A 24833-nucleotide genomic window follows, 5' to 3' on the forward strand; every position below is an offset into this window, starting at 1 on the left:
CACTGTTAATCTTGAGGAACATGCGATGAGCAACGTCGATATCAATCATGCCAGAGCCTTAGTGTATCAGCTGCTGTCTTCTCTGTTTGCCCGTGAAATTGATGAGCAACGCCTTAAGCAACTCACCAGTGAGCAAGCGCAGCAATTCTGGACACAACTGGGTTATGCGCCCGAGTTTAGTGCGCCAGTCGTCAGCATACAGAAGGTGCTGAATGGCTTAACGAGCGATGAAGCCTTGCTCGAACTTGCCGCCGATTATTGCGGTTTATTCCTCGTAGGCACAAAACACAGCGCCTCGCCCTATGCCAGCCTGTACTTGAGCCCCGAGGAAGAACCCTTGCTATTTGGGCAGCAGCATCAACAAATGAGCGAGTTTTTACACCAGAGCAAACTGCAAGTGCAGAGTCACTTCCCTGAACCTGCCGATCACTTAGCCGTGATCCTCGCCTATATGGGACACTTAGCTTGCCACAGTGAAGATGCTGCCCAGTTAAGCTTCCTAAACGCTTGTATAGATTCATGGTTATCAAAGTTTGTCGCCAAGGTCGTTGAGTGCGATAGCAAGCACAGCAATGGCTTTTACAGTGCTCTCGCCACACTCACCCTCGCTTGGGTGCAGCAAGATAAACAGCAGTTAGAACAGACAATCAATTGATCGCCACCCGCCTAAAACCCGAGTAGCGTTAAACCCAAGTAGCGTTAAACCAGAGTAGCATTAAGACTCAAGGTGATAACTCATGTCTCGTCCTGAAATAAGTTAACAAAATGCGGCTCCCATGGGAGCCGCTTTTTTATTCCTCGATTTGCATTGATTAGGCAAAATACATGCAGTTAAAGACGACTCACTTATAGAGTTAACGTCTTGTCGCGAATCCTTTGCTGCTAGCCCTGTGTTGCAAGCCACTGCTCAAACGCTGTCATCGACGCCTGCCAGCAAGCGGTTAATTCAGTGACGGCTTCGCTATCCAATACATTTTCCCCTGTGGTGTTGTGTGTATTCTCCCACTGCTGACAACACTCGGTCAGTGCTTTTAGCCCCATGCTGGCACTGCTGCCCTTAAGCGCGTGCAATAGTTTTGCGCCCTCGCTGAAATGCGCCACAGAGCTTAACGCCGAGAGTCGCTCAATTTGCTCGGCACTGGAGGTTCGATAGAGCGCCAACATATCACTCACGGCTTTCAAACCTAAGACCTCAAGATCTTGCTGTAACTGATTCAGATCTAAAAAGGTTTTAGCCGATTGAGCCAATGACTCCGAAGATGCGAAGGTTAAGGAATGACTCGCTGGCAACGCAGGACTCTCACTCCCCGAAGAAGATGGCACACACGCTGGCAACGAAGCAACGCCCAGCCATTCTGTCAGGGTTTGCAGGCTCAAGGGTTTGGCTAACACAGTATCAAACCCCGCCTCCCGATAGAGGCTAAGATCCTCCGTCTGCATCTGCGCGGTAAAGGCGGCGAACTTCACACTCTCATTAACACTCTCATTAACAATGTCATTTGTCAGTAATGCCTTTAGCTGTGGTAATAATGCTAGCCCTGAACCATCATTCAGTTGGATATCGAGCATCACAGCATCGAATGCCTTATCCGTTCTCACACACTCCAGCGCCTGCTGGCAACTGACGGCCAAGCTGGAACTGTGGCCTAAATGCGCCAAAAATCCTTGCGCGACCATGGCGTTGACCTTGTTGTCTTCGATCACTAACACCCGCAGGGGATTAACCCGTTTTTGCACCTCAGTTTGCGTATCGAATGCCTTATCACACGGGGTAAAGCTCAGCTCAAAACCAAACTCGCTGCCCTTACCTGGCTCGCTCTTGACCCAAATGCCCGGCCCCTCGGTATCCATCAGTTCAACTAACTGTTTGCAGATGGCAAGCCCTAAGCCTGTCCCACGGCTGCGCCCCTGATTAGGCAATACGCAGTAAGGCATAAATAATTGCTCGCGCACCTCGGGCGCAATCCCTACGCCGGTATCGGCCACCACAAAAGCGAGTTTATCGCCCCGCACGCTGACATTGAGACTCACGCCGCCTTCGGGGGTGAATTTAATGCCGTTACCAATCAGGTTAAACAGCACTTGCCTCAGCTTAGGGCCATCGATCTGAATACACGCGGGTAACTGGGGACGATTAAGTCTTAGACTCAATCCCGCCAAATTGGCGCCCGCTACCATAATTGCCAGCACTTCATCGAGCAGTACGTTGATATCCGTTGGCCGCAGCTCATTGGTTAAATTGCCCTGCTCGAGGCGGGAGAAATCGAGAATATCGCTCAGCACGGTTTGCAGCAGCGTGCCGCTGTATTGCGACAACGCGAGCATCTGTTGCTGCGCGGGCGGTAACTGACTATGGCCGAGCAAGGTAAGCGTCCCGAGTAAGCCGTTGAGCGGGGTGCGAATCTCATGGCTCATGGTCGCTAGGAATTGGGATTTTGCCTGACTCGCCTCCTCGGCAACGATTCTTGCCTTAGCATGGCCTTTGGCCTCCGCATCAAGGCGCAGGTTGGCTTCGGCCAATTCCTGTGTGCGCGTGGCCACGGTTTGTTCAAGGGCCTTTTTATGCTCGGTCAGCTCATCGGCGACCAGACGTAAATCCGCCTGCAATTTCAGGTTGTGGGCTGTTTTTCGCTTAAATGCCTCGATGGCATTGGCCATGGCGGTTAATTCATCATCGCCGTGGGCATCGAGGCTCACATTGGTGTCCCCTAAACTTAAGCGCGACATAGCCTCGGTCGCCTGATTTAACCTCAAGGCAATGCCGCGATAGATCACCCGATAAACCACGACTGCTATGATAACCAACATTAATATGCCCGTGCCCCACAATCCCAAGCGAGCGTAAGACAACTGCATTAAATAATCACTACGCGCCAGCTCCGCCCGCTGTTGCTGTTGATTAAGCGCACTATCCACCAGCGTATTGAGGCTATAGAGTTTTTCCGCTAACTCCTGCTGCTGCCGCTGTTGCCGCTGCAAACTTTGACTCAGTTCTCGCTGTAATTTAATAATTTTGGGGGTATGGAGAAGAACAGCCAGCTCCGCCTTTAGCGCATTGAGCCTGCCGGGATCGCGTATCAGCTCAGAAACTGTCGTTAGCGCCATTAAATCGATACCCACCTCTGCCGCAGGCGAATCTGTGTTTGCGCTCGATGCCTGATCGATAGCCGTCCCTTGTTTTGGATGATTCTGCGCCATGGGGTGCGATGATGCAGTGCTGGCAAAGGTTGCCAATAAACGGGGAACACTCAATTGCAGCTCGGACTGTAATTCAGATGCCTCAAATAACTGACTGAGCAGCGCAATTTGATGCACTAACTTGAGCGCGCGATTGAGCTGTTCTTGGATATCGAGCTCACGTTCAATCACATCATCAAGCAGTTGCCCACTGCGTTTATTCCCCGCCATATCCGGGTAGGCTTGGCTGAGTTTTGCTAAAATCGCCGAGTCGACTACCGCCAATTCGGATTGCAATAACTCAGAGGCATGGGCTGCGGCAAGTGATAACTCACGGGCCCTAAGCTGCAACTCATCGCCCAAGGTAATGCGCTGGCCCACACTCTTACCCAATAAGGTTAATTGCTCGATGATTTGCCCAGCTAATACGGATAAATGATTATCTTCGTTCACATCAAGTGTTAGTAACACTTTGATGCTATTTAACATTGTGGCGCTTTCAAGGCTGAGCTTACGGCCGATAAATTCCCGCTGCCGCTCATCTTCCACTTGGCCTAACTGGGTCACGCCATCGGATAAGGCATTAGAGGCCTGCACTAATTGGCGCGCGGCTTGAGAGGCGGGTAAGGATTCTTCATACAGATAACTGTCGGCCTGCTTGAGCCAATGTAAACTCAGGCTACCTAAGCTAACCAGTAGCAACAGCAATACCCCAAGCACACCGAAGGCGAGCATGAGTCTGCCGGTTAAACTACTTCGCGATAAAGATAAAGGCGCCACACTTGTTCCTTCTGTTACAATGCCTTCGAGATAATCACTGTGGATGATACGAGACAATGGGAAAATTTTGGCAAGCTTTGCTCACACTCACCACTTTTGGCCTGTTATGTTTATCGCCTGCCAATGCCAACAGCCAAACTTGGCCATTAGAGCAACGCCATCCCTTTAATGCCAAAATTCAGCAGGCGCAGGCGCTTGATTATCATCCTCTCACTAAAGCCCAACAAGCTTGGCGTCTATGTGTCCTCGTCCCTCACCTGAAGGACGCTTATTGGATTGGCATCGATTATGGCCTAATCCAACATGCCAAATTCCTTGGCGTATCTTTAGATCTGTTCGAAGCGGGCAGCTACTACCATCAGGATAAGCAACTCAAACAGTTACGCACCTGCATGAGCGGTGACTACGACGCAATTTTACTCGGCGCAGTGAGCCCCAATCTGCTCGAACAGTTTTCCGAGCCGCTAACCAAACCCGTGCTCGCCCTAGTGAATAAACTCAATTCAGACCAAGTGCAGACCCATATCGGCGTTAACTGGTATCAAATGGGGCTAAGCGCGGGCCATTTTATTAAGGCGGATGCCAAGGCACATACGCCAACCCAGCCGACCACCTTGGCCCTGTTAGCTGGCCCCGAAAACCTCGGCGGCACCGATTTAGTCGAGCAAGGGATTCGTCATGCACTTGAAGGGAGCAATGTTAACATCAGTGCGATTCAGCACGCCGATAACAATCGCAATCTCTACCGCGATCAACTACAGATACTGCTAAAAGCCCAGCAGCCTAACTATATTCTAGGTAGTGCGGTGGCGATAGAAGCCGCCGTTAGCACCCTCAAACAAAAACAGCTGACGCAAGATATCAAGCTGGTGAGCAGTTACTTATCCCCCGCGATTCTGCGCGGCTTGATGCGGCAAAAAGTGGTCTACAGCAATGATGACTTAGTCGTATTGCAGGGCAAACTCGCCATCGATGTTACGGTAAAACAGCTCGAAGGCGCCGCGTCTTTTGGCGATATAGGTCCAGCTATCGTTGAGCGCACCACCTCAAAAAATACCCTGTCGGCACTTGGTTTTAGCCTTGCCGAAGCGGATTTTTATCCCTTGTATCAAGTGCGCCCTTGAGCGCTTAACACAAGATCTAAGTTAGAGATCAGTCATCCACCTTAGCGGCAAATAAATACCCCTCACCATGGACAGTGACAAAGAGCTCAGGATTAAGCTTATTACGCAGGCGGCGGATAATGACATCTATGGTTCTGTCATTCACATCATGATTGCGATGACTGGTTTGCTGCATTAAGCGCTCGCGAGAAAGCACCTGTTGTGGATGTAAGACAAAGGCGGTTAATAACTCAAATTCGGCCTTAGTGAGCTTGATAAGCTCCTCCCCTTGGCGCAGCTTACGGCTATTTAATTCAAGCTGATAGCCTTCAAAACTTATCAAATCATCGGGCTGTGATAATTCCTGCACCAGCGCCTGTTCGGCTTGTTTTACCAAAGAAATCCGCCAAAGCAGATTTTTTACCCTCACCAATAGTTCCCGCAGTTCGAAGGGCTTAGTCACATAATCATCGGCGCCCATCTCCAGGCCAACGATTTTATCAATCGATTCATCACGGCCAGAGACTAAGATAATCCCCACATGGGAGCGGCTGCGTAACTCGCGGGTTAAACTTAAGCCATCGACCCCAGGCAGGTTAATATCTAACATAATTAACCTGAGCTTCGGATAAGAATTTAGCTCCCAAAAGGAACTAAATGCTCGTTCCCTGATCCGATCATTCGACCAAGAGTGATTAGAAAAAGGAACGAGCATGAACAAACTAGTTGAAACTTACTGTGATGTCGATGATTTCTGTCAGTTATTTATCCCACATTGGCAACGCTTATTGCTTGATAATGGTGAAATGAAGCGTAATAGACCTTGTCGCCTTTCTCCCGCAGAAGTGATGACCATTATCATTCATTTCCATCAATCACATTACCGAGATTTCAAAAATTATTATCTGCACTATGTTTGTCGCCAGCTAAAACCCTATTTTCCAGAGTTGTTGAGCTACACTCGTTTCCTTGCATTAATGCCTAGCGTCGTTGTCCCTATGTGTAGCTATCTGACTTCAAAGCTTGGAAAGCCAACGGGAATTCAGTTTGTCGACTCCACTAAAATTGAAGTCTGTCATATTATTCGAGCGAAGCGAAATAAGGTTTTTGAAGGCATTGCCGAACATGGAAAGGGAACTATGGGCTGGTCGTTTGGATTTAAACTGCATCTTATTATCAATCACTTGGGTGAAATTGTAGCGTTAAAACTGACGAAAGGTAATGTCGATGACAGGCAACCTGTCAGTGAAATGGCTGAGTCTCTTTTTGGTAAGCTTTATGGTGATAAAGGCTATATTAGCCAAGCCCTAACAGGTGAGCTTTTGGAAAAGGGCGTTGAGTTAATCACCACAGTTCGTAAGAACATGAAGAAAAAGTTTATTTCTCTATGGGATAGAGCAATCTTAAAAAAGCGATTCATCATTGAAACAGTGAATGACCAATTGAAGAACATTTCCTATATTGAACACTCAAGACACCGCAGCGAGCATGGGTTCATGCTCAATCTACTTGGTGGATTGATTGCATATTGTTTAAAAGAAGAAAAGCCATCGTTAAATCTAACAGCTCAGGAGCTTGAACTGTTAGATAGCTCTAATTTAGTGCTGGCTTAACCAGATCTGAGGTTAATTAAATCGATATGTTGACGATTAAACTCGTACCACATTTGCTCGCCATCGGCAGCCTCAATCACACGATAACCTTCCTTTTCAAAGTATCCCTTCAATCGCGCACGAATAACTGCTTCATCATCGACAACGAGCACACTATAGGCCATGTTCAACTTCTCTTATTTTGCTTAACTGAATTATTCATACTTTTTCATATTTGCATATGAAGGAAAGGTAAAATATGCGATCTACATTACTTTATTGCACAAAAATCTGCCGAGCTTTTACACTCTCCTCAATATGACATATGCTTAGGCATATTGATTGGTGTGGGCGCTAACAAACTATGAAAGATAAAGAATTAGTGATTGATGAAAGACGACATTTTTCACGGATCCTCTTTGCCGCAAGTGCGTCAATACACCAAGGTGAAAAGCAATGGCAAACCTCAATATTGGATCTCAGCCTAAATGGTGCTTTAGTGGAAGAACCCGCAGGATTTAGCCATTCAGATGAACCTATCATCCTTAACTTTACTCTGCAGGGCTCGGATATTGAGCTGCAAATGGAAACTGAGTTGGTGCATCAACGTAATCACCAACTTGGGCTTAAATGTAACATTATCGATGTCGACAGCATCAGCCACCTCAAACGCATCGTTGAGCTTAACTTAGGCGATGCCTCAATTCTGAACCGTGAATTGGCGCTCTTTGTCGAAAAACATCATTCCGCCGATTAAACACCACGGATAGTGATTGCACGGATAATGATTAGGTACGGGCTTGACTCCCGAGAAAAAACAAACAGCGCTTAAGGCGCTGTTTGTTTTTTTAGATTAGATTGCTTCAAGGGCTTCTGATAGTTTGGAAACGCCCACCACTTCCATTCCCACTGGTGGTTTTTTCGGCACGTTCGCTCGAGGCACTATCGCTCGTTTAAAACCATGCTTAGCGGCTTCGACTAAACGTTCTTGCCCATTTGGCACAGGTCGAATTTCGCCAGATAAGCCCACTTCACCAAACACCACTAAATCACTCGGTAAAATATCGCCACGAAAACTCGATACCATAGCCAGTAGCAGGGTTAAGTCGGCACTGGTTTCGGTTACTTTAACCCCGCCGACCACGTTCACAAACACGTCCTGATCCGACATTTGCAAGCCACCGTGGCGATGCATCACCGCAAGCAACATGGCCAAACGGTTTGCATCCATCCCCACTGCCACACGGCGCGGATTGGACATGGCAGAATTATCCACCAGTACTTGCAGTTCAACCAGTAACGGGCGCGTACCTTCCCACACCACCATAACCAAGGAGCCCGAGGATTCTTCCTCGCCGCGGGAGAGGAAAATTGCGGATGGGTTTGCCACTTCCTTCAGGCCACGTTCCGTCATGGCAAATACGCCCAGCTCGTTGATCGCCCCGAAGCGGTTCTTGTGGGAGCGCAAAGTGCGATAACGGCTGTCGCTATCCCCTTCAAACATCACCGAGCAATCGATACAGTGCTCGAGCACTTTTGGCCCGGCGAGGCTACCATCTTTGGTGACATGGCCCACCATAATAACAGCAATGCCATTTTGCTTGGCGAAACGGGTTAGATAGGAGGCTGATTCACGTACCTGCGACACGCTGCCGGGACTCGACGCTACATCGCTCATATGCATAACTTGAATAGAGTCGACAACGATGACTTTTGGCGATTCTTTCAGGGCGACTTCGCATATCAGCTCCACACTGGTTTCGGATAACATCCTCAGTTTATTAGTTGGCAAGCCAAGACGATGGGCCCGCATCGCCACCTGCTGGAGCGATTCTTCCCCAGTAACATAAAGCGCGGGCATTTGCTCGGCTAAATGACATAGGGTCTGAAGCAGCAAAGTACTCTTACCAGCTCCGGGATGACCGCCAATCAAAATCGCCGAGCCAGGCACGATGCCGCCTCCAAGTACCCGGTCGAGTTCACCAAAGTGGCTCACTATACGTGGCAAGGCATTGAGATCAATTTGGTCTAAGGTTTTGACTTCGCTACTGCCTGCACCAGCGTAACCGGCAAACTGAGTCCCCCGTCCGGGCGAGGCGGCACCTAAACGCACTTCAGTTATCGTATTCCACTCGTGACAAGCACTGCATTGCCCTTGCCAACGGGGAAAATCCTGTCCACACTCATTGCACACGTACGCGGTTTTATTCTTTGCCATAACTTATTAAAATCTGTATAAAATCAATTTAAGTAACTGTGAATACTGCCGACATTAGACTAACACAGCACGCATAAAATCAGCATTAGAAAAGACCACTACATGAGTTTAGATAACCATAGTGCACTCATAGAACAACTCAAGCCGCTGCTCATGGAACCTAACTTCCAGGAGATTTTCCAGCAGCTGACTGTCGATGAAAACAATTCCACCCGTTTTTTATTAAAAATGGAGTTGAATCGTTTAGCCTCGCCCTGCACGCGGATTATTGACCTTAGGGATAAGTCAGAGTTGCCCTGTAGTGAAGTCATGCTGGGTCAGCAGCGCCATTTTCTCGATGAGCCAGCTAAACATAGCCTGCAAGAGGCCATGTCCTTATACCGTAACAAATACACTTTAGGCGTATATGAATACGTCATCGCCGCCCATCAACTTCGACGACAAAAATTACGCCAGGTGACACAACAAAGCGATACCGTCGAACTCGAACCCTTTATGGTGCCAGGCGTTGTACTCGGCAGTTATTTTAATCGCACTGAAGAGCGGATGAATTACAGTATCCGCATTGCCGTTTCCCAACCTGGCAGACCTGAAATGCCGGGGATCACCGTTGATTTATCCATTGGTGGTGCGCGCGTTCGCTTGGCGGCGAATCATCCTTTTGACCTCGATAAACCGCTAAAGGTAAAGCTTCTCGAGCTAAGTGAAGAATATTATTACCCCGATCTACAACTTGGAGTCGATTACCACATTGTTGATAGCCAAACTAATGGTGAATTTATTTGGTTAAGATTGAAGCGTATTGGTGGCACTGATGCGCTAGGCGAAATGCTGGGCAATTTGATTCGAGGCTATAAACTCCGTTATAAACTCGATGTTAATGACGTATTAGTAACCGCATCCGGCCTTGGATTCGAGCGTCATTATCTGCCGCATTTGCCACATTTACCGTTATTTTTGAATCAACAAACCCAATCAATTAGCCATATGCTGCTGAGTCGAGATAATCAGCAGATAGTGCATTATTTTCAAGATGAGAACGATATCAGCCAGTTACCAGCAATGCTGACATCAGCACGGCTTTCTGCGCTACTTAGCCATCCCGAAAATCCTGACTATGGGTTATTTTTTACGTTTACCTACAACGCCCAAGGCTGCTTGTATTTTTATTCGGCAACCTTAGCCGAATTAAAAGTTAAGGGCTTGGTATCATTGTTTTTAGGTTTTGCTTCAACCAAACCAAGCTGGCGTATTTTTAAACTGGTTCCAGATAAAATTTACCATGCTAAAGGCTATCGCCGAGCGACCTTGCCAGGGGATGAAGCTAAATACAGCCCGCTGGTGGAGCAACAATTAGCCCAGTTCAGCCATATGCTGCAACTTATCGATCTGACCAACGAGGATGAAAGAGCGACCTATAAAGCTTGGCAGGATGATAGCAATGCCAATGCGCTAAAAGCTTTCGGCCAGCAACGGCTCAGCACCCACCAAATCAAACCGATTGCAATGCAATTTAGTGAACGGCGGCAGGAAGCGCGTTTCGCCTTTAAAACCTTAGTCAATGTCTCGCAGGGTGGCCTAAAAGCAACAGGAATCACCTTAGATATCTCAGGTCGTGGCATGCAGCTCACGCTCGACAATCCCACGACGTTTGTAACCAATAAACCCTTAATGATCAGTTTACCTAAACTGCAAACCATTGCCGGCAAAACTCAACTCGAGAATTTACCCTACCGCTTAGTTCGAACCCGTAAGAATGGCGTCACGTTACATTTAGCCGCTGTCATGGGCCATACGCCCCATGTCGGTGTCGAGTTTTTAAACAAATTAATCGCCCACAATAAAGAAAAGCTAGAACAACTCACTGAAAATAATAGTGAAGCAAACGAGCTTGCTGATGGACTTAAAAATATCCTATTACGCGAACTCCATTCTGTGCCCTACTTCGTTGAAAAAACGACTAAATCAGCACAAGTGGCTTGCTTAGGCGTCAGTACTGAACATGATGAAATTAGTGATATTTTTGCCGCGGGTTCTTCAGATACGTTGCAATATAACCTCGCTCCGCTGCTCAAGGATGGCTTTTTTAAACGGGATATTCTCGACCCCATCCGCCAAATGAAACCCCAGCAGGATATGGATTTTATTGAAGTCTTTATTCAACTGACGCGTCAGTCTCGCGGCCGATTCCATTTAAAATGTATACCCGCTATTGAAGTCGGTGATGCTCAAGCTAAAGTCGCATTTATCACCCAAAGTAAATTGGCTGGACGCTTTATGGCGCTACGAATTTATCGAGGTGCCACCGAAAAACCGGATATGGGGTATCTGCGCCGCGAATTGGAATATATCAATATCCATGCAAATCACAGGGCAAAACAACTTGAAGATCAGCTCTGGCGCATTATCGGTGTAGGTGAATTGCTGGATATCACCCAAGAAGTGGAATTAAGATACCCAGTGTTACATAAACAGGCCTAACTTATTCCTCGTCTTTTAATACCGCGAGTTCAAAGCCTAAATACCAATCGCGGATCAGCGGAAAATGGTCACTCATCGCATCCAGATGAGTCAGCATATCCGCATGGCCATAGTCGTGTTTAAAGCCGTTCGCCTTTGAGAGCAAAGTGAATTTCACTTGGCGAAAGCCACACTCAGAGATCATATCGGCGACATCTTCAGGATGCCCAAGCACAGTATCGTTTTGCCCCGCTATAAACCAAGCGACGGGCCAGTTGGCTGCCTTAGCCGCCTTGGCATAATCAAAACCGTCATCGTGATCGCGCCACTCACCTCGCACCCAATCAATACTTTGATTCAATGATGCCCGACTCTCGTTATCCATACCGACACGCAGTTTATCGGCGGCGAGATATCCCTGCCCAACCGCTAAACTTGGTGCAAGGCGATTCCAAAACACATCGACCATCAACCATTTTTTGAAAGATTTGACGCGAATAGTGCGTTTACTGCCGAAGGTGAGCAGTGAACGCACACTTTGCTGCAGTTCAGGGTAACGCGCTAAGGCGCTCGCCATCAACACTCCGCCCCAGGAATGGGCGCACCAATGCACACGTGAGGGGGATATTTTCCCCTGTTCCTGACAGGCCTGATTATGAATATTCAAAATATACTGCTGTACTAATGGCAATTGCTCACGGATCACCTCACCTTGTCCTAAGGTAAAATCTCGACTGATTTTTGGTAAACTTAATCCTCGTCCAGCGGTATCGAACACATAAACCACAAAACCCGCCTTAGCAAGAAAACATCCCAAACCACGACCGCTCTGGCTGTAAAAAACTCGGCCATTTGACATAGCGCCATGCAACATCAGGATCGGCGGTTTAGAAAAATCAGCTGTAATTGGCAACAACTGGCGCAGGTGTAACTGTCCATCCCGATAAGGAAGATAGAGGGAGGTTTGTGAAAATGTTTGAGCAGAATGCTCATCTGGAGTTGAAGTCAAAATCAGTCACTGGTAGTCCATTAATGAACACTAAACTACCAGTTAAGCCTCAAAAAACAAGAGTCATTACTCTAATGTCACCACATAATCGACTGAGACACTTATTTAAAACTGCAATAGATAAGGCAATACTCTAAGGTCCAAACTACGGATCCGAGCATCTGCTGCGGCGGCAAGTTTGGGTTTGGCATGGAAGGCAATACCAAAGTCAGCCGCCTGCACCATAGGAATATCGTTAGCACCATCACCTATCGCCACACGTTGCCCCACTGGGATTTGCCATTCTTGGCTACAACGGTTGACCACATCGGCCTTAAACTGGGCATCGACGACTTTTCCGGTGACGGCTCCCGCCAGCTTACCGTCCGTTATGACTAATTCATTGGCAAAGGCCGCATCTAAATTCAGCAGCTGTTTTAAGTGACCAACAAACGGCGTGAAGCCTCCTGAAGCCACAACGAGGCGCCAATGATGCGACTTAAGCTCGGTCAACATAGCCTCAAGACCCGGCATCAATGGCAAAGTGTCACACAAGGTTTGAATAATCTTGGCATCGGCGCCCTTAAGCTGGGCAACCCTTTGGCGCAGACTCTGCTCAAAATCGAGCTCCCCCTGCATCGCGCGCTCAGTGATCGCCGCCACTTGCTCGCCGACCCCAGCCATCGCGGCAAGTTCATCGATACATTCAATTTGGATCGCGGTAGAATCCATGTCCATCACCAGTAAACCGGGCTCGCTCAGTTTAGGTAATGGGCCGTGAATTAAATGTAACTCGACCTGAGATGGACAGGTTGCTAACAATTCGGCACTGGGTTCTACAGGAAGCGCTAATTCGACGCAATGCAGTGCCACTTGACGACGAATAGGTGCGATGGAGAGCGAGGCCAATTTGAGGCTTTTAGCTAGAGAAACAATCCAAGCCGCTAATGAGTCTTCAAGACTTAAATCTTCGTAAATCAGACGCATAGCAAATACACTCAAGGATGGCCGCGTAGACGATTCCTGATAAGCCTCGAAACTGAGCCCCTGATATTCAAAACGAGGTAAAGGGTTAGCTGCTAACCATACAAACAGCGGATTTTGGTTCAAGCTTTCCATAGGACTCGTGTTCTCCAACTATCGGGCTCACGCAGAATCAATTATGATTAGGCAAGCGCTCTCATTATTAAGGGTCAAAGTGTTATATCTTAAAGGGCTAAAGAAAAGCCATAAAATCAGTAGACTGCTCCAAATCGCCATCGCCTTGACCTTGATGGTCGGCTTAGTGCAATTGTGGCAAACAAGCCTACTACAAGGTCAGCTGCTTCTAAAGTCCCAAACGCAAAAGATGGCCAGATTACTGGTGCAGCAAACGGCCTATAGCGCGGCGCCCGCCCTACAATTACAAAATGATGAGCAACTCCAGTGGCTCGCCAGCGCCCTAGTTGAAGATCCTAAGGTGATGTCGGCTGCAATATTTAGCGATCAAGGAATACGCTTAGCCTTTGCTCAAAGCCTGACTAAAGATGCCTTAGATCCCGAATCAGAAGAAATGAGTCTGCTACTGAGCAAATATCCGCCCTATGTTGAACCCGTGACTCAGGATGGCAAGAATTTAGGTTATGTCGAGGTTAGGCTCGATACCAAACTATTTTTTAATGAAATCAAAGAAGCGCATAACCTAAATATGGAGCAACAACAAATCATGCTGCTTGTTGCCGGCCTTATCGGCATGTTGCTATCCCGCGCCTTATCTTTTAAGCGCGCCGATTTTGACCGTCGCCGCACCCGCGCCAAATTGCGTAAAAACCCTAAAAAGAATAAAGCCATAAAAAACCCTGAAGCGGCTGAGGAATCGAAGCCTGCGGGTCATCAGGATGAGCAGTTGGATGAAGTCATCGCGAGTGATACAGAGGCCGCTCAAAAGCCGACAGAAAATAAAGAAACCGAAGAAAATAAACCAACTACAGATACTTTGCCTTTAGAAAAAATCACAGAAAACGCTAAAGTGCCGGATGAAAACAGTAATCAAGCCAGTATTCAGCCTAAAGTGAAGAAGGCCAAAGCCATTACAGAAACAAAAACTGAGTCTGAGCAAACGCCAGAGCAAGTGTCTGATCTGAAAACTGAGTTAAAACCAGAGATAGCTCCTGAGATGGGAGCAAAGGATGAATCATCATCCAACACTATGCCTCAGTCTAAAACGCAGTCGACGCAAGCTGCTGCGTCGGCCACAGAGCCACAAACCTCAGTATCCACCCCGAATAAACCTAAGGTTAAATCTGTCCGCCGCGTGAAGACCAATACCTCGAAATCCTCCACGGAGAAAGTCCCTGTTCAACCGAGCGATTTAGACACAGACTCAACGGGTTAATTGAAGCGTCTCAGGTCAAACTGAGGCATCTTTGGTCTGCGCCGCATTACAGGATTTTATCCATCGAACATTTGGCAGGACGGTTTAGCAGGCTAATCTAAAAGAAGACAGGGTAATAAAAAGGGTTCGCAATGCGAACCCTTTTCTTATGACTGCATTAGCAACACATTACAGCGTAATTGCAGCGTCTAATGTCATCACGATCATATCGTTGAACGTGGTTTGACGCTCTTCAGAAGTGGTTTTTTCGCCAGTACGGATATGGTCAGATACCGTTACCACACACAATGCACGGGCACCGAATTCATGGGCAACACCGTATAAACCAGCGGCTTCCATTTCTACGCCTAACACGCCCATTTTTTCCATCACGTCAAACATTTGTGGATCAGGAGTGTAGAACAGGTCGGCAGAGAAAACGTTACCAACACGGATCTTAGTGCCTTTAACTTTGGCAGACTCGATCACGGCATTCATCAGCTCGTAGTTCGCGATAGCCGCGAAATCTTGGCCTTTGAAACGTAAGCGGTTAACTTGAGAATCGGTACAAGCACCCATGCCGATGATCACATCGCGCACTTTAACGTCAGTGCTGATCGCGCCACAAGTACCCACGCGGATCAGGTTCTTAACGCCGTAGTCTTTAATTAATTCGGTTGCATAGATTGAGCATGAAGGAATACCCATGCCTGAACCCATAACAGAAATACGTTTACCTTTGTAAGTACCAGTAAAACCTAGCATGTTTCGAACGTCAGTCACTTGCTCAACATTTTCTAAGAATGTTTCAGCGATATATTTTGCACGTAATGGATCGCCTGGAAACAGAACCGTCTCAGCGAATGCGCCCTCTACAGCATTAATGTGTGGTGTTGCCATCGAAATAACCCCTGTTTATTTTATTAAGACTTAAGTCTTTGTTTACTGGCGGCCCAATGCTGGCCGCCAAATCGAGATCTTGCACGTTTACTTAGATAAACGACTCACCGTATTCCATCGGCTCAAGCTTGAAGTAGCTTGCGATAGATTGGCCGATATCAGCGAAACTGTTACGGCGACCGAGTGAACCGGCTTTCAGTCCTGCGCCATAGGCCAATACAGGCACATATTCACGAGTATGGTCCGTACCTTGCCATGTTGGGTCGCAACCATGGTCAGCGGTGAGGATTAACAGATCGTCCTCATCCAGCAGCGCCAGCATTTCAGGTAAACGCGAGTCGAAATACTCCAGCCCTTTCGCATAACCTGCTACATCACGGCGGTGGCCATAGTGGGAGTCAAAATCAACAAAGTTAGTGAATACGATAGTATTTTCACCCGCTGATTTCACTTCGGCTAACGTTGCATCAAATAACGCTTCTAAACCGTTTGCCTTCACCTTTTTGGTGATGCCACAGTAAGCGTAAATGTCGGCAATCTTGCCCACACTCACCACTTCACCACCGGCGGCTTTTAACTTATCTAACACTGTCTTCGCTGGCGGCTCGAGGGAGTAATCCTTACGGTTACCAGTACGAGCAAAGTCGCTTGGGCCAGTACCATCGAATGGACGCGCAATCACGCGGCCAATGTTATAAGGTTCTAACTCTTCACGGGCGATTTCGCAAAGACGATATAAATTTTCTAAGCCAAATGTGCCTTCATGGCATGCAATCTGGAATACAGAATCTGCCGAGGTGTAAAAAATTGGCTTACCAGAGCGCATGTGCTCTTCGCCTAATTCTTCCAGAATAGTAGTACCAGAAGCATGGCAGTTACCTAAAAAGCCATCGAGTCCCGCACGGGCCAAAATCTTATCGGTCAGCTCTTTAGGGAATGAGTTTTGGTGCTCGCTAAAATAGCCCCATTCGAATAATACGGGTACTCCCGCCATTTCCCAGTGACCGCTCGGGGTATCTTTACCCGAACTTAATTCCTGAGCATGGCCATAGGCACCAATCAACTCAACATTGTCCGCAAAGCCTGGAGCAAACGCCCCCGTGCTTTCCATCGCCGCATGGGCCAAACCTAAACGGGCCAAGTTTGGCAGCGTTAACGGACCTTCACGGCCGATATCGGCTTCACCTTCGGCACACGCTTTAGCGATATGGCCAAATGTGTCAGAACCTAGATCCCCAAACTTGGCGGCGTCACCAGCAGCGCCCACGCCAAAGGAATCCAACATCATTATAACTGTACGTTTCATAATTCTTCCTTAAAGATCCGAAGCTCGAATATAAGCATAGATCTCAGGTGTTTTTTCTGGAGCGACTTCATCGATATGAATCGCTTTTTTCACCACTTCTTCTGCCTGCGCAAAGGCTTCTTCAGATTGCGCGTGGATCACAGCAATCGGCGTAGAAGCATCAATTTTATCGCCAAGGGCACAGACTTGCGTCAAACCAACACTGTAGTCGAGTGCATCACCAGGTTTGCGACGACCACCACCTAAGGTAACCACGGCTAAACCGAGTTCGCGGGTATCCATGCTGTAAGCATAACCTTGGGTATCCGCAAAGACAGGGCGAATAATTTGTGATTGCGGTAAGTACTTACTGTAGTTTTCGACAAAATCGACGGGGCCACCGAGGCCTGAAACCATCTTGCCAAAGATCTCGGCAGCACGGCCATTATCGAGTACACGGTTTAACTTGGCACGGGCATCCGTTTCATCGGTCGCTAAGCCACCAAGGAGTAACATCTCGGCGCAAAGACCCATAGTCACAGCGTACAGACGAGGATTACGGTAAGCACCGGTTAAGAAGTCGATGGCTTCTTTCACTTCAACCGCATTACCCGCACATGAGGCTAATACTTGGTTCATGTCGGTGAGTAAGGCCGTCGTTTTAGTACCTGCGCCATTGGCTACCGCCGCAATGCTGCGAGCAAGCTCTTCAGAGGCTTCGTAAGTTGGCATAAATGCGCCGCTACCGACTTTAACGTCCATCGCCAATGCATCGAGACTACAAGCTAATTTCTTAGAGAGAATAGAGGCGGTAATGAGGGAGATGGATTCGACGGTCGCAGTGTTGTCACGGATGGAGTAGAAACGTTTATCGGCGGGGACCAGATCACCAGTTTGGCCAATAATCGCCACACCAACGTCTTTAACCACTTTGCGGAACAATTCACTCGAAGGTTCGGTTTGATAACCGGGAATAGCGTCGAACTTATCGAGCGTACCGCCTGTATGTCCGAGTCCGCGACCCGAAATCATCGGCACATAACCACCGCAGGCAGCGGCCATAGGGCCGAGCATAAGACTAATCACATCACCGACACCACCTGTACTGTGTTTATCGATGACAGGGCCATTAAGACCAAGTGATTGCCAATTGAGTACAGTGCCAGAATCGCGCATTGCCGTAGTCAAAGCGATTCTTTCATCCATATTCATGTCATTAAAATACACAGCCATGCCTAATGCGGCGATCTGACCTTCCGACACTGCATTGGTGGTTATACCCTTAACGAAGAACTGGATCTCTTCGGCACTCAAGGCTAAACCATTGCGTTTCTTACGTATAATTTCTTGAGCTAGAAACATGATACTGCCTCCAAGCTAAATACTAATACAACATATCCGTTATTTAGCTTTGCAATGAAACATCAAAACTGTAGCAATATTACAATTACATGCTATCGAAGTTTTGATGTTTCCAACTAGATTTAGGTCACACTTAATTAGTTTCGATATACGATTTTGGTATTAATCGAGATGCAATGTTCGATTAATAGCCTTGAATCGGCTTAGGTGCATCGGCTAATTCTAAAGTGTGTAACAAGCTGTTGAGTAAGCTTGAAGCACCAAATCTAAAGGTACGTGGAGAGACCCATTCTGCACCAAGAATACGCTCAGCCACACCTAAAAACTCTGCAGCTTGAGCAGCATCACGTACGCCGCCAGCAGGCTTAAAGCCCACTTTGGTGTTCTTTTCACTGATCACAGTCAGCATGATTTCGGCCGCTTCAAGGGTCGCGTTGACAGGTACTTTACCGGTAGAAGTCTTGATGAAATCAGCACCCGCATCGATAGACAGTTCAGAGGCGCGGCGGATAAGCGCAGGATCGGCTAATACACCCGATTCAATAATCACTTTCAGTAATACTTCACCACAAGCTTCTTTACAGGCTTTGACTAACTCATAGCCGACTGTTTCGTTACCTTCCATCAGCGCGCGGTAAGGGAATACTACGTCGACTTCATCGGCACCATAGGCAACGGCGGCACGGGTTTCTAATACCGCGATAGCGATATCGTCGTTACCGTGTGGGAAGTTGGTTACTGTCGCGATTTGAATGTCTTCGGCGCCCAGCTCATCGAGGGTCTTACGTGCGATAGGAATGAAGCGAGGATAGATACAGATGGCAGCAGTATTACCCGCTGGCGTTACCGCTTTGTGACACAGGTCGATCACCTTCTGATCAGTATCGTCATCGTTTAAGGTGGTTAAATCCATAAGTTCGATGGCGCGTTGTGCTGCTTTTTTTAAATCAGTCATAATAGCTCTCCAAAAGAAAAAACAAATAAACAGAAATCAGTCGCTTATAAGCAACGCTTAGAGGTGGCATTATTTTGATTATTTTTATATGGCCGGGCCTTCAGGCGATGCCGAGTAATTTGTGTAGGGCAAATTACATTTTTATTAGGTATTCAATCTTGCCTATACATAACTAGGCATCCTGACACTTAAATTGACTATAAGTGATCACGACTTGAATCCTTGAAGACCGGAAGAGAGGATACGAATAATGTCTTGTTCCTACTTTTCCGCGAAAAATCCGTTTTAGCGCGAGAAAAACACAAACCTTTATATAAACGCACTGCTCGAATTATAAATGGGTTTAGATAAAGATTCATGACACATAAAAGATGGAGCCGCCATCGCGGCTCCAACGGCTCTTACAAGAAATTAGAACTTGTAAGTAGCTGACAGGTAGTGTGACCAACCTGTTGATTCTAGAGCCAGTGCACCAGCACCGTCTTCTAACAGGTAAACGTCTTTGAAGCCTTTCAGGCCATAGCCCAGAGCGTAACGATCTGAGTGCCAGTATAGACCGAAGAAGATGTTACCACCGCTTGAAGTTTTTGGTACGAAAGCTGTCTTGTCTTCGTCAGCACCGAATTGGTAATCGATGTAACCTTGGAATGACAGGAAGCTCTTGTTGTCGAAGAAGTAGAAAGGCTTGAACCAGTTAGCAGAGAATTGGTAACCGTTCCATTCTTTCGCGTTCATGTCGTAGTAACCGTACAGGTTCATACCTGTTTTGCCTAACCAAGGCACGTTTACGTCAGCACCAACACCCCAGAAAGTAGAGTTAACGCCTTCACCGTTCAGACCGTCCCAGTTGAACAGAGTAGAGAAGTAAACTTCTTGGATTGGACCGAAAGATAAATCTTTACCCGTTAATGCATCGATAGATACACGTGGAGCAAATTTCATGAACAGTTTGCTGGTACCAGAACCTGGGTTCTTGTCACCGTCTTTGGTGTTTTCGTTTGCTAAGTTGAATACGTCAACATAACCATACAGATCGAAAATACCTGAACGGCCGCCGAACTCCATTTCTAAGTAGTTGTGTTGGTCACCAGAAGCTGGGTTATCTGGCTTTTCGCCGATAGAGTACATAGCGTTGAACTGCATCCACTTGTAGTCAGAACCGTGAAGGTCTGTACGGTCTGCAGCAAATGCGTTACCAGAGATTGCAGCTACTGCTGTAGCGGCTAAAGCTAAAGTTTTAACGTTTTTCATCATCAACCCCATTATTTTGGTTGCTACCGTCTTGGGTAGCGTTCTTTTTGTGGCGCTCGCATTTTACCTCGATTAAAAAAAATCTCAATAATCTGGCGTAAAATCACGAACACAAAATTCTTAATTGTGAACAAAGTCGCGACTTACTATTTACGACTAATTAACTTAACCGTACATCACGACAGTTTAGGCAGCATTACAGCTATAGTTTAACCGTCATCTACCTTAGACAATCGGAGAAACTACTCACTTCAGGAATCACTATTGGAAAATGGTTGAATTAACTTAGGCCCTGCCCTGCATGGTCAAGGCCCAGTTAGTGGGGAGAGACTCCCCAACGTTTCTGCACTTAGATAGCTAAGAACAGACCCGCAATTGTTGCACTCATTAAGTTAGCTAAAGAACCGGCGATAACAGCACGAACACCCATTTTAGCTAAATCGTGACGACGGTTAGGAGCCATAGCACCTAAACCACCCAGCAGAATCGCAATTGATGACAAGTTAGCGAAACCACACAGAGCAAACGAAACAATCGCTTTGGTTCTGTCAGTCATAGCTAAACCAGTTTCAGCGACAACCATACCGCCATCAGCGATGTCTTTTAAGTATGGAGCAAAGTTCAGGTAAGCTACGAATTCGTTAACAACGATCTTCTGACCGATGAAAGAACCAGCAACCAGCGCTTCGTTCCAAGGTACACCGATTAAGAAAGCTAAAGGCATGAAGATGTAACCAAGGATCAGTTCCAGTGTTAAACCTTCAACACCAAACCAACCACCTACACCACCGATGATGCCGTTGATCATTGCGATCAAACCAACGAAGGCTAACAGCATTGCACCTACGTTTAACGCTAAGTGCATACCAGATGAAGCACCCGCAGCAGCAGCGTCTAATACGTTAGCTGGCTTATCAGGATCTTCTGGTAATTCATCCATGTCGTTTTTAGCCACTTCAGTCTCTGGGTGCATCAGTTTAGCCATTAATAGACCACCTGGTGCCGCCATGAATGACGCAGCAACTAAGTACTCAATAGGCACGCCCATTTGCGCGTAACCAGCAAGTACTGAACCTGCGATAGAAGCTAAACCACCCACCATGATCGCAAACAGTTCTGATTGAGTCATAGTTGGGATGAATGGACGAACCACTAACGGCGCTTCGGTTTGACCAACGAAGATGTTAGCAGTCGCAGACATAGATTCAGTACGGCTTGTGCCTAATGCTTTTTGCAGACCACCACCGATGATACGGATGATCCACTGCATGATGCCTAAGTAGTACAGAACGGCGATCAGAGAGGAGAAGAACACGATAACTGGCAACACGTTTACTGCGAAGATAAAGCCAAGTTTGAAGTTAGCTAAATCACCGAACAGGAAGCCGATACCGTTTTGTGCATAACCGATAACGCTAGAAACCGCGTCAGATACACTTTTCAGGATATCTTTACCGACAGGAATGTACAGTACAAACCCACCGAAGGCAGCCTGGATGGCTAATGCACCACCCACAGTACGCAAGTTAATTGCTTTTTTGTTATTCGATAGGAGGAAACCTATCGCAAGTAGGACGACCACCCCTACTAAGCTCATCAATATATTCATTAACCATCACCCTATTGTTAACACTTTTTAATTATGTTGTTAATCAACCTATTTCCGAGTCAGATTATACCCGAGAGAAAGTCGAAAATCGTCGTTTTGATCAAAATTTTGGAGTTTAATGTCAACCGCTTAGAGCAAAATGCTATTGCGACCTACACCTGTTTAACCAAAAACAACTAAAGGTCAAACAGTTGCATTGCATTCGACACCAAGTGTTCTGATATTAGAACACTAGATTTTTTTTGCAAAGTTGCAATTTTGTCTATAAAAAGTACAGCGTTAGCGGGTTGATTCCGTTTTTCTGTAACATTTTGCGGGGTCATGGCAGGAGAATCAGTCTCAAGTAGGAAGCTGTCTAGGGGCAATTCGCTGACGGTTTTGAGCAGTTTTTTCGCATTGGGATTCATCACTAAGCCCCCAATACCTAGCTTAAAACCCAACTTAATATATTCAGCAGCTATATCTGGACTGCCAGAAAAGGCGTGTATTACGCCACCTTTTGGGAGTTTGTGGCGCTTTAAATGGGACAACACCTCTTGGTGAGCTCTGACGGCATGGACAATAACCGGCAGGTTCAGCTCATGGGCAAGGGTGAGTTGCGCGTCAAAAAAGGCTAACTGCTGACTCCAATTATCAGCATAAAGTTTGTCTAAACCGCATTCACCAATAGCAACAAAACGGGGACATTCTCGTAACTGAGAAATTTGAAATGTTAATGCAGAAATAGCCTTATCAACATCTTCGAGGCAAAACCAAGGATGGATCCCTAAGGCAAAATAACATTGATATTGCTCTGCAATCGCCAACTGCTTTTCCCAATGCAGCGGGGAAACTCCCGGAATAATCAGATTATCGATGCCCGCTTGTCGCATATGCTGCACGACCTGCTCGCGGTCACTATCAAACTCTGCGAAATCGAGGTGCGCGTGGGTATCTAGCATCATCAATCTGTTACTCCGATTTTGTTTCTCCTTGGGATGCAGGCGCCTTTTGTTAGCAATTCGGCTTATTGCGAGCTAATGGCGGGTCCTCCAACCGAGGCATACAACAACGGCGATTATCTGGCGTCAGCCCCATCTTGTCACACCAACGAATATAGGCACGCCACGCCCGAGTTATCCAATGAATCATGAGTCATCCCACAAATTATAGATACAAAAAAGGCGGTGAATCACCGCCTTTTACCCTAGAGTTACTTACCTGTTAGTGTTCGCGCGTTTTAGCGAACTCGATATCAGGGTATCTTTCCATCGAAAGATTTAAGTTAACCATAGTTGGCGCAATGTAAGTTAAGTTATCGCCACCGTCGAGCGCCAAGTTTTGGCTACACTTACGGCGGAACTCTTCTAGCTTACGCTCATCTTTACAATAAACCCAGCGTGCCGTTGAAACGCTAATACCTTCGTAAATCGCTTCAACGTTGTATTCGCTCTTTAAGCGGCCGACAACCACTTCAAACTGCAGCACACCCACAGCACCAACAATTAAATCGTTCGAGTCTAATGGACGGAACACCTGCACGGCACCTTCTTCAGACAACTGAACTAGGCCCTTAAGCAATTGTTTTTGCTTGAGTGGATCACGCAGACGAATACGGCGGAACATTTCAGGTGCGAAATTAGGTACGCCGGTAAAGCGGAACTTTTCACCTTGGGTGAAGGTATCACCGATACGAATGGTCCCATGGTTATGTAAACCAATAATATCACCAGGATACGCCACTTCAGCGCGTTCACGGTCACCCGCCATAAAGGTCAAGGCGTCGCTGACGTTAACGTCTTTACCAATGCGCACATGGTGCATCTTCATGCCTTGCTCATAGCGACCCGAGCAAACGCGCATAAAGGCAACGCGGTCACGGTGTTTAGGATCCATGTTAGCTTGGATTTTAAACACAAAACCGGTGAATTTTTCTTCGTCAGGCATGATCATCCGCGCATCGCTTTCACGAGGCAACGGCTTTGGCGCCCACTCCACAATACCATCGAGGATATGGTCAACACCGAAGTTACCCAAAGCGGTACCGAAGAAGACTGGCGTAAGTTCACCCTTTAAGAAGGCTTGATGATCAAATTCATTCGATGCACCGCGAACCAGTTCCATTTCGTCACGTAAATCGGCAGCATAACTACCAATCGCTTTATCCAGCTCAGGATTATCGATGCCTTCAATCACGCGGCGCTCTTGAATCGTGTGTCCCATACCGCTCTGGTACAGTACCACTTCATCACGCAGAATATGGTAAACACCTTTAAACTCTTTACCACTACCAATAGGCCAAGTGATAGGCGCACAGGCGATATTAAGTACGTTCTCGACCTCATCCATCAGTTCGATAGGATCGCGAATATCACGGTCGAGTTTGTTCATAAAGGTCACGATAGGCGTATCGCGCAGACGCGTTACTTCCATCAATTTGATGGTACGGTCCTCAACCCCTTTTGCCGAGTCGATAACCATCAAGCAAGAGTCTACCGCCGTCAAGGTGCGGTAAGTATCTTCCGAGAAGTCTTCGTGGCCGGGAGTGTCGAGTAGGTTAACGAGCGCGCCACCATAGGGGAACTGCATGACAGACGTAGTAATCGAAATACCACGGTCTTTTTCCATTTCCATCCAGTCAGACTTAGCATGCTGACCCGATTTTTTGCCCTTAACGGTACCCGCTTTCTGCAGCGCGTTTCCGAATAACAGCACTTTTTCGGTAATGGTGGTTTTACCCGCGTCGGGGTGCGAGATGATAGCAAAGGTCCTTCGCTTATTGATTTCATTAAGAAAATCTTGGTTTGCCATGTATAAATTC

Annotated in this window: 19 protein-coding genes and 1 pseudogene; 6 read left to right on the forward strand and 14 right to left on the reverse strand. The window is 47.1% G+C overall.

The window, feature by feature from the left end; translation table 11 throughout:
* Positions 1 to 25 precede the first annotated feature (25 nt).
* On the forward strand, positions 26 to 655 hold the full coding sequence (gene torD, locus FJD32_RS16725; protein WP_055647272.1) for a molecular chaperone TorD: 630 nt from the start codon (positions 26 to 28) through the stop codon (positions 653 to 655).
* 227 nt (positions 656 to 882) lie between these two features.
* Here the strand turns inward: torD and torS are convergent, their stop codons facing one another.
* Entirely contained in the window at positions 883 to 3957 is a 3075-nt protein-coding gene (gene torS / locus FJD32_RS16730) for a TMAO reductase system sensor histidine kinase/response regulator TorS (protein ID WP_140906911.1), read from the reverse strand.
* Between the two features lie 56 nt (positions 3958 to 4013).
* On the opposite strand from torS, the gene torT reads away from it, so the two are divergent.
* Positions 4014 to 5081 carry a TMAO reductase system periplasmic protein TorT gene (gene torT / locus FJD32_RS16735; protein ID WP_140906912.1) on the forward strand — a complete coding sequence of 356 codons (1068 nt, stop codon included), beginning with the start codon at positions 4014 to 4016 and terminating at the stop codon, positions 5079 to 5081.
* A gap of 28 nt (positions 5082 to 5109) precedes the next feature.
* On the opposite strand, the gene torR is transcribed toward torT, so the two are convergent.
* Positions 5110 to 5775, reverse strand: a complete 666-nt coding sequence (gene torR / locus FJD32_RS16740) for a two-component system response regulator TorR (RefSeq protein ID WP_258195945.1) — start codon at positions 5773 to 5775, stop codon at positions 5110 to 5112.
* On the opposite strand from torR, the gene FJD32_RS16745 reads away from it, so the two are divergent.
* The gene (locus FJD32_RS16745) at positions 5774 to 6673 is read left to right on the forward strand and encodes an IS982 family transposase (protein ID WP_088585327.1); all 900 of its coding nucleotides are present in this window, start codon (positions 5774 to 5776) and stop codon (positions 6671 to 6673) included. The genes torR and FJD32_RS16745 overlap by 2 nt on opposite strands.
* Before the next feature lie 14 nt (positions 6674 to 6687).
* Here FJD32_RS16745 and FJD32_RS16750 read toward each other — a convergent pair.
* A pseudogene (locus FJD32_RS16750) lies at positions 6688 to 6837 on the reverse strand (response regulator); the annotation flags it as partial.
* Between the two features lie 179 nt (positions 6838 to 7016).
* On the opposite strand from FJD32_RS16750, the gene FJD32_RS16755 reads away from it, so the two are divergent.
* Positions 7017 to 7409 carry a PilZ domain-containing protein gene (locus FJD32_RS16755; protein ID WP_086024078.1) on the forward strand — a complete coding sequence of 131 codons (393 nt, stop codon included), beginning with the start codon at positions 7017 to 7019 and terminating at the stop codon, positions 7407 to 7409.
* 96 nt (positions 7410 to 7505) lie between these two features.
* On the opposite strand, the gene radA is transcribed toward FJD32_RS16755, so the two are convergent.
* Entirely contained in the window at positions 7506 to 8870 is a 1365-nt protein-coding gene (gene radA, locus FJD32_RS16760) for a DNA repair protein RadA (RefSeq protein WP_037415324.1), read from the reverse strand.
* Between the two features lie 102 nt (positions 8871 to 8972).
* Here radA and FJD32_RS16765 point away from each other — a divergent pair, with 102 nt between their 5' ends.
* Positions 8973 to 11351 (forward strand): PilZ domain-containing protein, encoded by a 2379-nt coding sequence (locus FJD32_RS16765; RefSeq protein ID WP_140907791.1) that lies wholly within the window; start codon positions 8973 to 8975, stop codon positions 11349 to 11351.
* 1 nt (position 11352) lies between these two features.
* Here the strand turns inward: FJD32_RS16765 and FJD32_RS16770 are convergent, their stop codons facing one another.
* Positions 11353 to 12339 (reverse strand): alpha/beta hydrolase, encoded by a 987-nt coding sequence (locus FJD32_RS16770; protein WP_181159901.1) that lies wholly within the window; start codon positions 12337 to 12339, stop codon positions 11353 to 11355.
* A gap of 105 nt (positions 12340 to 12444) precedes the next feature.
* Positions 12445 to 13437 carry a phosphoserine phosphatase SerB gene (gene serB / locus FJD32_RS16775; protein WP_088585942.1) on the reverse strand — a complete coding sequence of 331 codons (993 nt, stop codon included), beginning with the start codon at positions 13435 to 13437 and terminating at the stop codon, positions 12445 to 12447.
* A 79-nt stretch (positions 13438 to 13516) separates the two neighbouring features.
* On the opposite strand from serB, the gene FJD32_RS16780 reads away from it, so the two are divergent.
* Positions 13517 to 14692, forward strand: coding sequence for an AhpA/YtjB family protein (locus FJD32_RS16780; protein WP_086024079.1), 1176 nt, complete (start codon positions 13517 to 13519; stop codon positions 14690 to 14692).
* 168 nt (positions 14693 to 14860) lie between these two features.
* On the opposite strand, the gene deoD is transcribed toward FJD32_RS16780, so the two are convergent.
* The 8 genes from deoD to prfC form a co-directional block, all read right to left on the reverse strand.
* The gene (gene deoD, locus FJD32_RS16785) at positions 14861 to 15571 is read right to left on the reverse strand and encodes a purine-nucleoside phosphorylase (RefSeq protein WP_011071449.1); all 711 of its coding nucleotides are present in this window, start codon (positions 15569 to 15571) and stop codon (positions 14861 to 14863) included.
* 91 nt (positions 15572 to 15662) lie between these two features.
* Positions 15663 to 16877 carry a phosphopentomutase gene (locus FJD32_RS16790; RefSeq protein ID WP_011716154.1) on the reverse strand — a complete coding sequence of 405 codons (1215 nt, stop codon included), beginning with the start codon at positions 16875 to 16877 and terminating at the stop codon, positions 15663 to 15665.
* 9 nt (positions 16878 to 16886) lie between these two features.
* Positions 16887 to 18218 carry a thymidine phosphorylase gene (deoA, locus tag FJD32_RS16795; protein ID WP_140907792.1) on the reverse strand — a complete coding sequence of 444 codons (1332 nt, stop codon included), beginning with the start codon at positions 18216 to 18218 and terminating at the stop codon, positions 16887 to 16889.
* A gap of 184 nt (positions 18219 to 18402) precedes the next feature.
* Positions 18403 to 19173, reverse strand: a complete 771-nt coding sequence (deoC, locus tag FJD32_RS16800) for a deoxyribose-phosphate aldolase (protein ID WP_140907793.1) — start codon at positions 19171 to 19173, stop codon at positions 18403 to 18405.
* Positions 19174 to 19584: 411 nt separating this feature from the next.
* Positions 19585 to 20424 carry an outer membrane protein OmpK gene (locus FJD32_RS16805; RefSeq protein WP_140907794.1) on the reverse strand — a complete coding sequence of 280 codons (840 nt, stop codon included), beginning with the start codon at positions 20422 to 20424 and terminating at the stop codon, positions 19585 to 19587.
* A gap of 349 nt (positions 20425 to 20773) precedes the next feature.
* Positions 20774 to 22033, reverse strand: a complete 1260-nt coding sequence (locus FJD32_RS16810) for a NupC/NupG family nucleoside CNT transporter (RefSeq protein ID WP_140907795.1) — start codon at positions 22031 to 22033, stop codon at positions 20774 to 20776.
* A 176-nt stretch (positions 22034 to 22209) separates the two neighbouring features.
* The gene (locus FJD32_RS16815; RefSeq protein ID WP_181159902.1) at positions 22210 to 22974 is read right to left on the reverse strand and encodes a TatD family hydrolase; all 765 of its coding nucleotides are present in this window, start codon (positions 22972 to 22974) and stop codon (positions 22210 to 22212) included.
* Positions 22975 to 23236: 262 nt separating this feature from the next.
* Positions 23237 to 24823, reverse strand: a complete 1587-nt coding sequence (gene prfC, locus FJD32_RS16820) for a peptide chain release factor 3 (protein ID WP_140907797.1) — start codon at positions 24821 to 24823, stop codon at positions 23237 to 23239.
* Between the last annotated feature and the right edge of the window lie 10 nt (positions 24824 to 24833).

Origin of the sequence: Shewanella sp. LC6, assembly GCF_006385735.2 — a bacterium.
In the GTDB taxonomy this organism is placed as follows: Bacteria; Pseudomonadota; Gammaproteobacteria; order Enterobacterales; family Shewanellaceae; genus Shewanella; species Shewanella xiamenensis.

What these genes read in the sequence shown, in the direction of transcription:
- torD (WP_055647272.1), top strand. Translation starts at nt 26, where the DNA reads ATGAGCAACGTCGATATCAATCATGCCAGAGCCTTAGTGTATCAGCTG.
- torT (WP_140906912.1), top strand. Translation starts at nt 4,014, where the DNA reads ATGGGAAAATTTTGGCAAGCTTTGCTCACACTCACCACTTTTGGCCTG.
- FJD32_RS16745 (WP_088585327.1), top strand. Translation starts at nt 5,774, where the DNA reads ATGAACAAACTAGTTGAAACTTACTGTGATGTCGATGATTTCTGTCAG.
- torR (WP_258195945.1), bottom strand. Translation starts at nt 5,775, where the DNA reads ATGCTCGTTCCTTTTTCTAATCACTCTTGGTCGAATGATCGGATCAGG.
- FJD32_RS16755 (WP_086024078.1), top strand. Translation starts at nt 7,017, where the DNA reads ATGAAAGATAAAGAATTAGTGATTGATGAAAGACGACATTTTTCACGG.
- radA (WP_037415324.1), bottom strand. Translation starts at nt 8,870, where the DNA reads ATGGCAAAGAATAAAACCGCGTACGTGTGCAATGAGTGTGGACAGGAT.
- FJD32_RS16765 (WP_140907791.1), top strand. Translation starts at nt 8,973, where the DNA reads ATGAGTTTAGATAACCATAGTGCACTCATAGAACAACTCAAGCCGCTG.
- serB (WP_088585942.1), bottom strand. Translation starts at nt 13,437, where the DNA reads ATGGAAAGCTTGAACCAAAATCCGCTGTTTGTATGGTTAGCAGCTAAC.
- deoD (WP_011071449.1), bottom strand. Translation starts at nt 15,571, where the DNA reads ATGGCAACACCACACATTAATGCTGTAGAGGGCGCATTCGCTGAGACG.
- FJD32_RS16790 (WP_011716154.1), bottom strand. Translation starts at nt 16,877, where the DNA reads ATGAAACGTACAGTTATAATGATGTTGGATTCCTTTGGCGTGGGCGCT.
- deoA (WP_140907792.1), bottom strand. Translation starts at nt 18,218, where the DNA reads ATGTTTCTAGCTCAAGAAATTATACGTAAGAAACGCAATGGTTTAGCC.
- deoC (WP_140907793.1), bottom strand. Translation starts at nt 19,173, where the DNA reads ATGACTGATTTAAAAAAAGCAGCACAACGCGCCATCGAACTTATGGAT.
- FJD32_RS16805 (WP_140907794.1), bottom strand. Translation starts at nt 20,424, where the DNA reads ATGAAAAACGTTAAAACTTTAGCTTTAGCCGCTACAGCAGTAGCTGCA.
- FJD32_RS16810 (WP_140907795.1), bottom strand. Translation starts at nt 22,033, where the DNA reads ATGAATATATTGATGAGCTTAGTAGGGGTGGTCGTCCTACTTGCGATA.
- FJD32_RS16815 (WP_181159902.1), bottom strand. Translation starts at nt 22,974, where the DNA reads ATGCTAGATACCCACGCGCACCTCGATTTCGCAGAGTTTGATAGTGAC.
- prfC (WP_140907797.1), bottom strand. Translation starts at nt 24,823, where the DNA reads ATGGCAAACCAAGATTTTCTTAATGAAATCAATAAGCGAAGGACCTTT.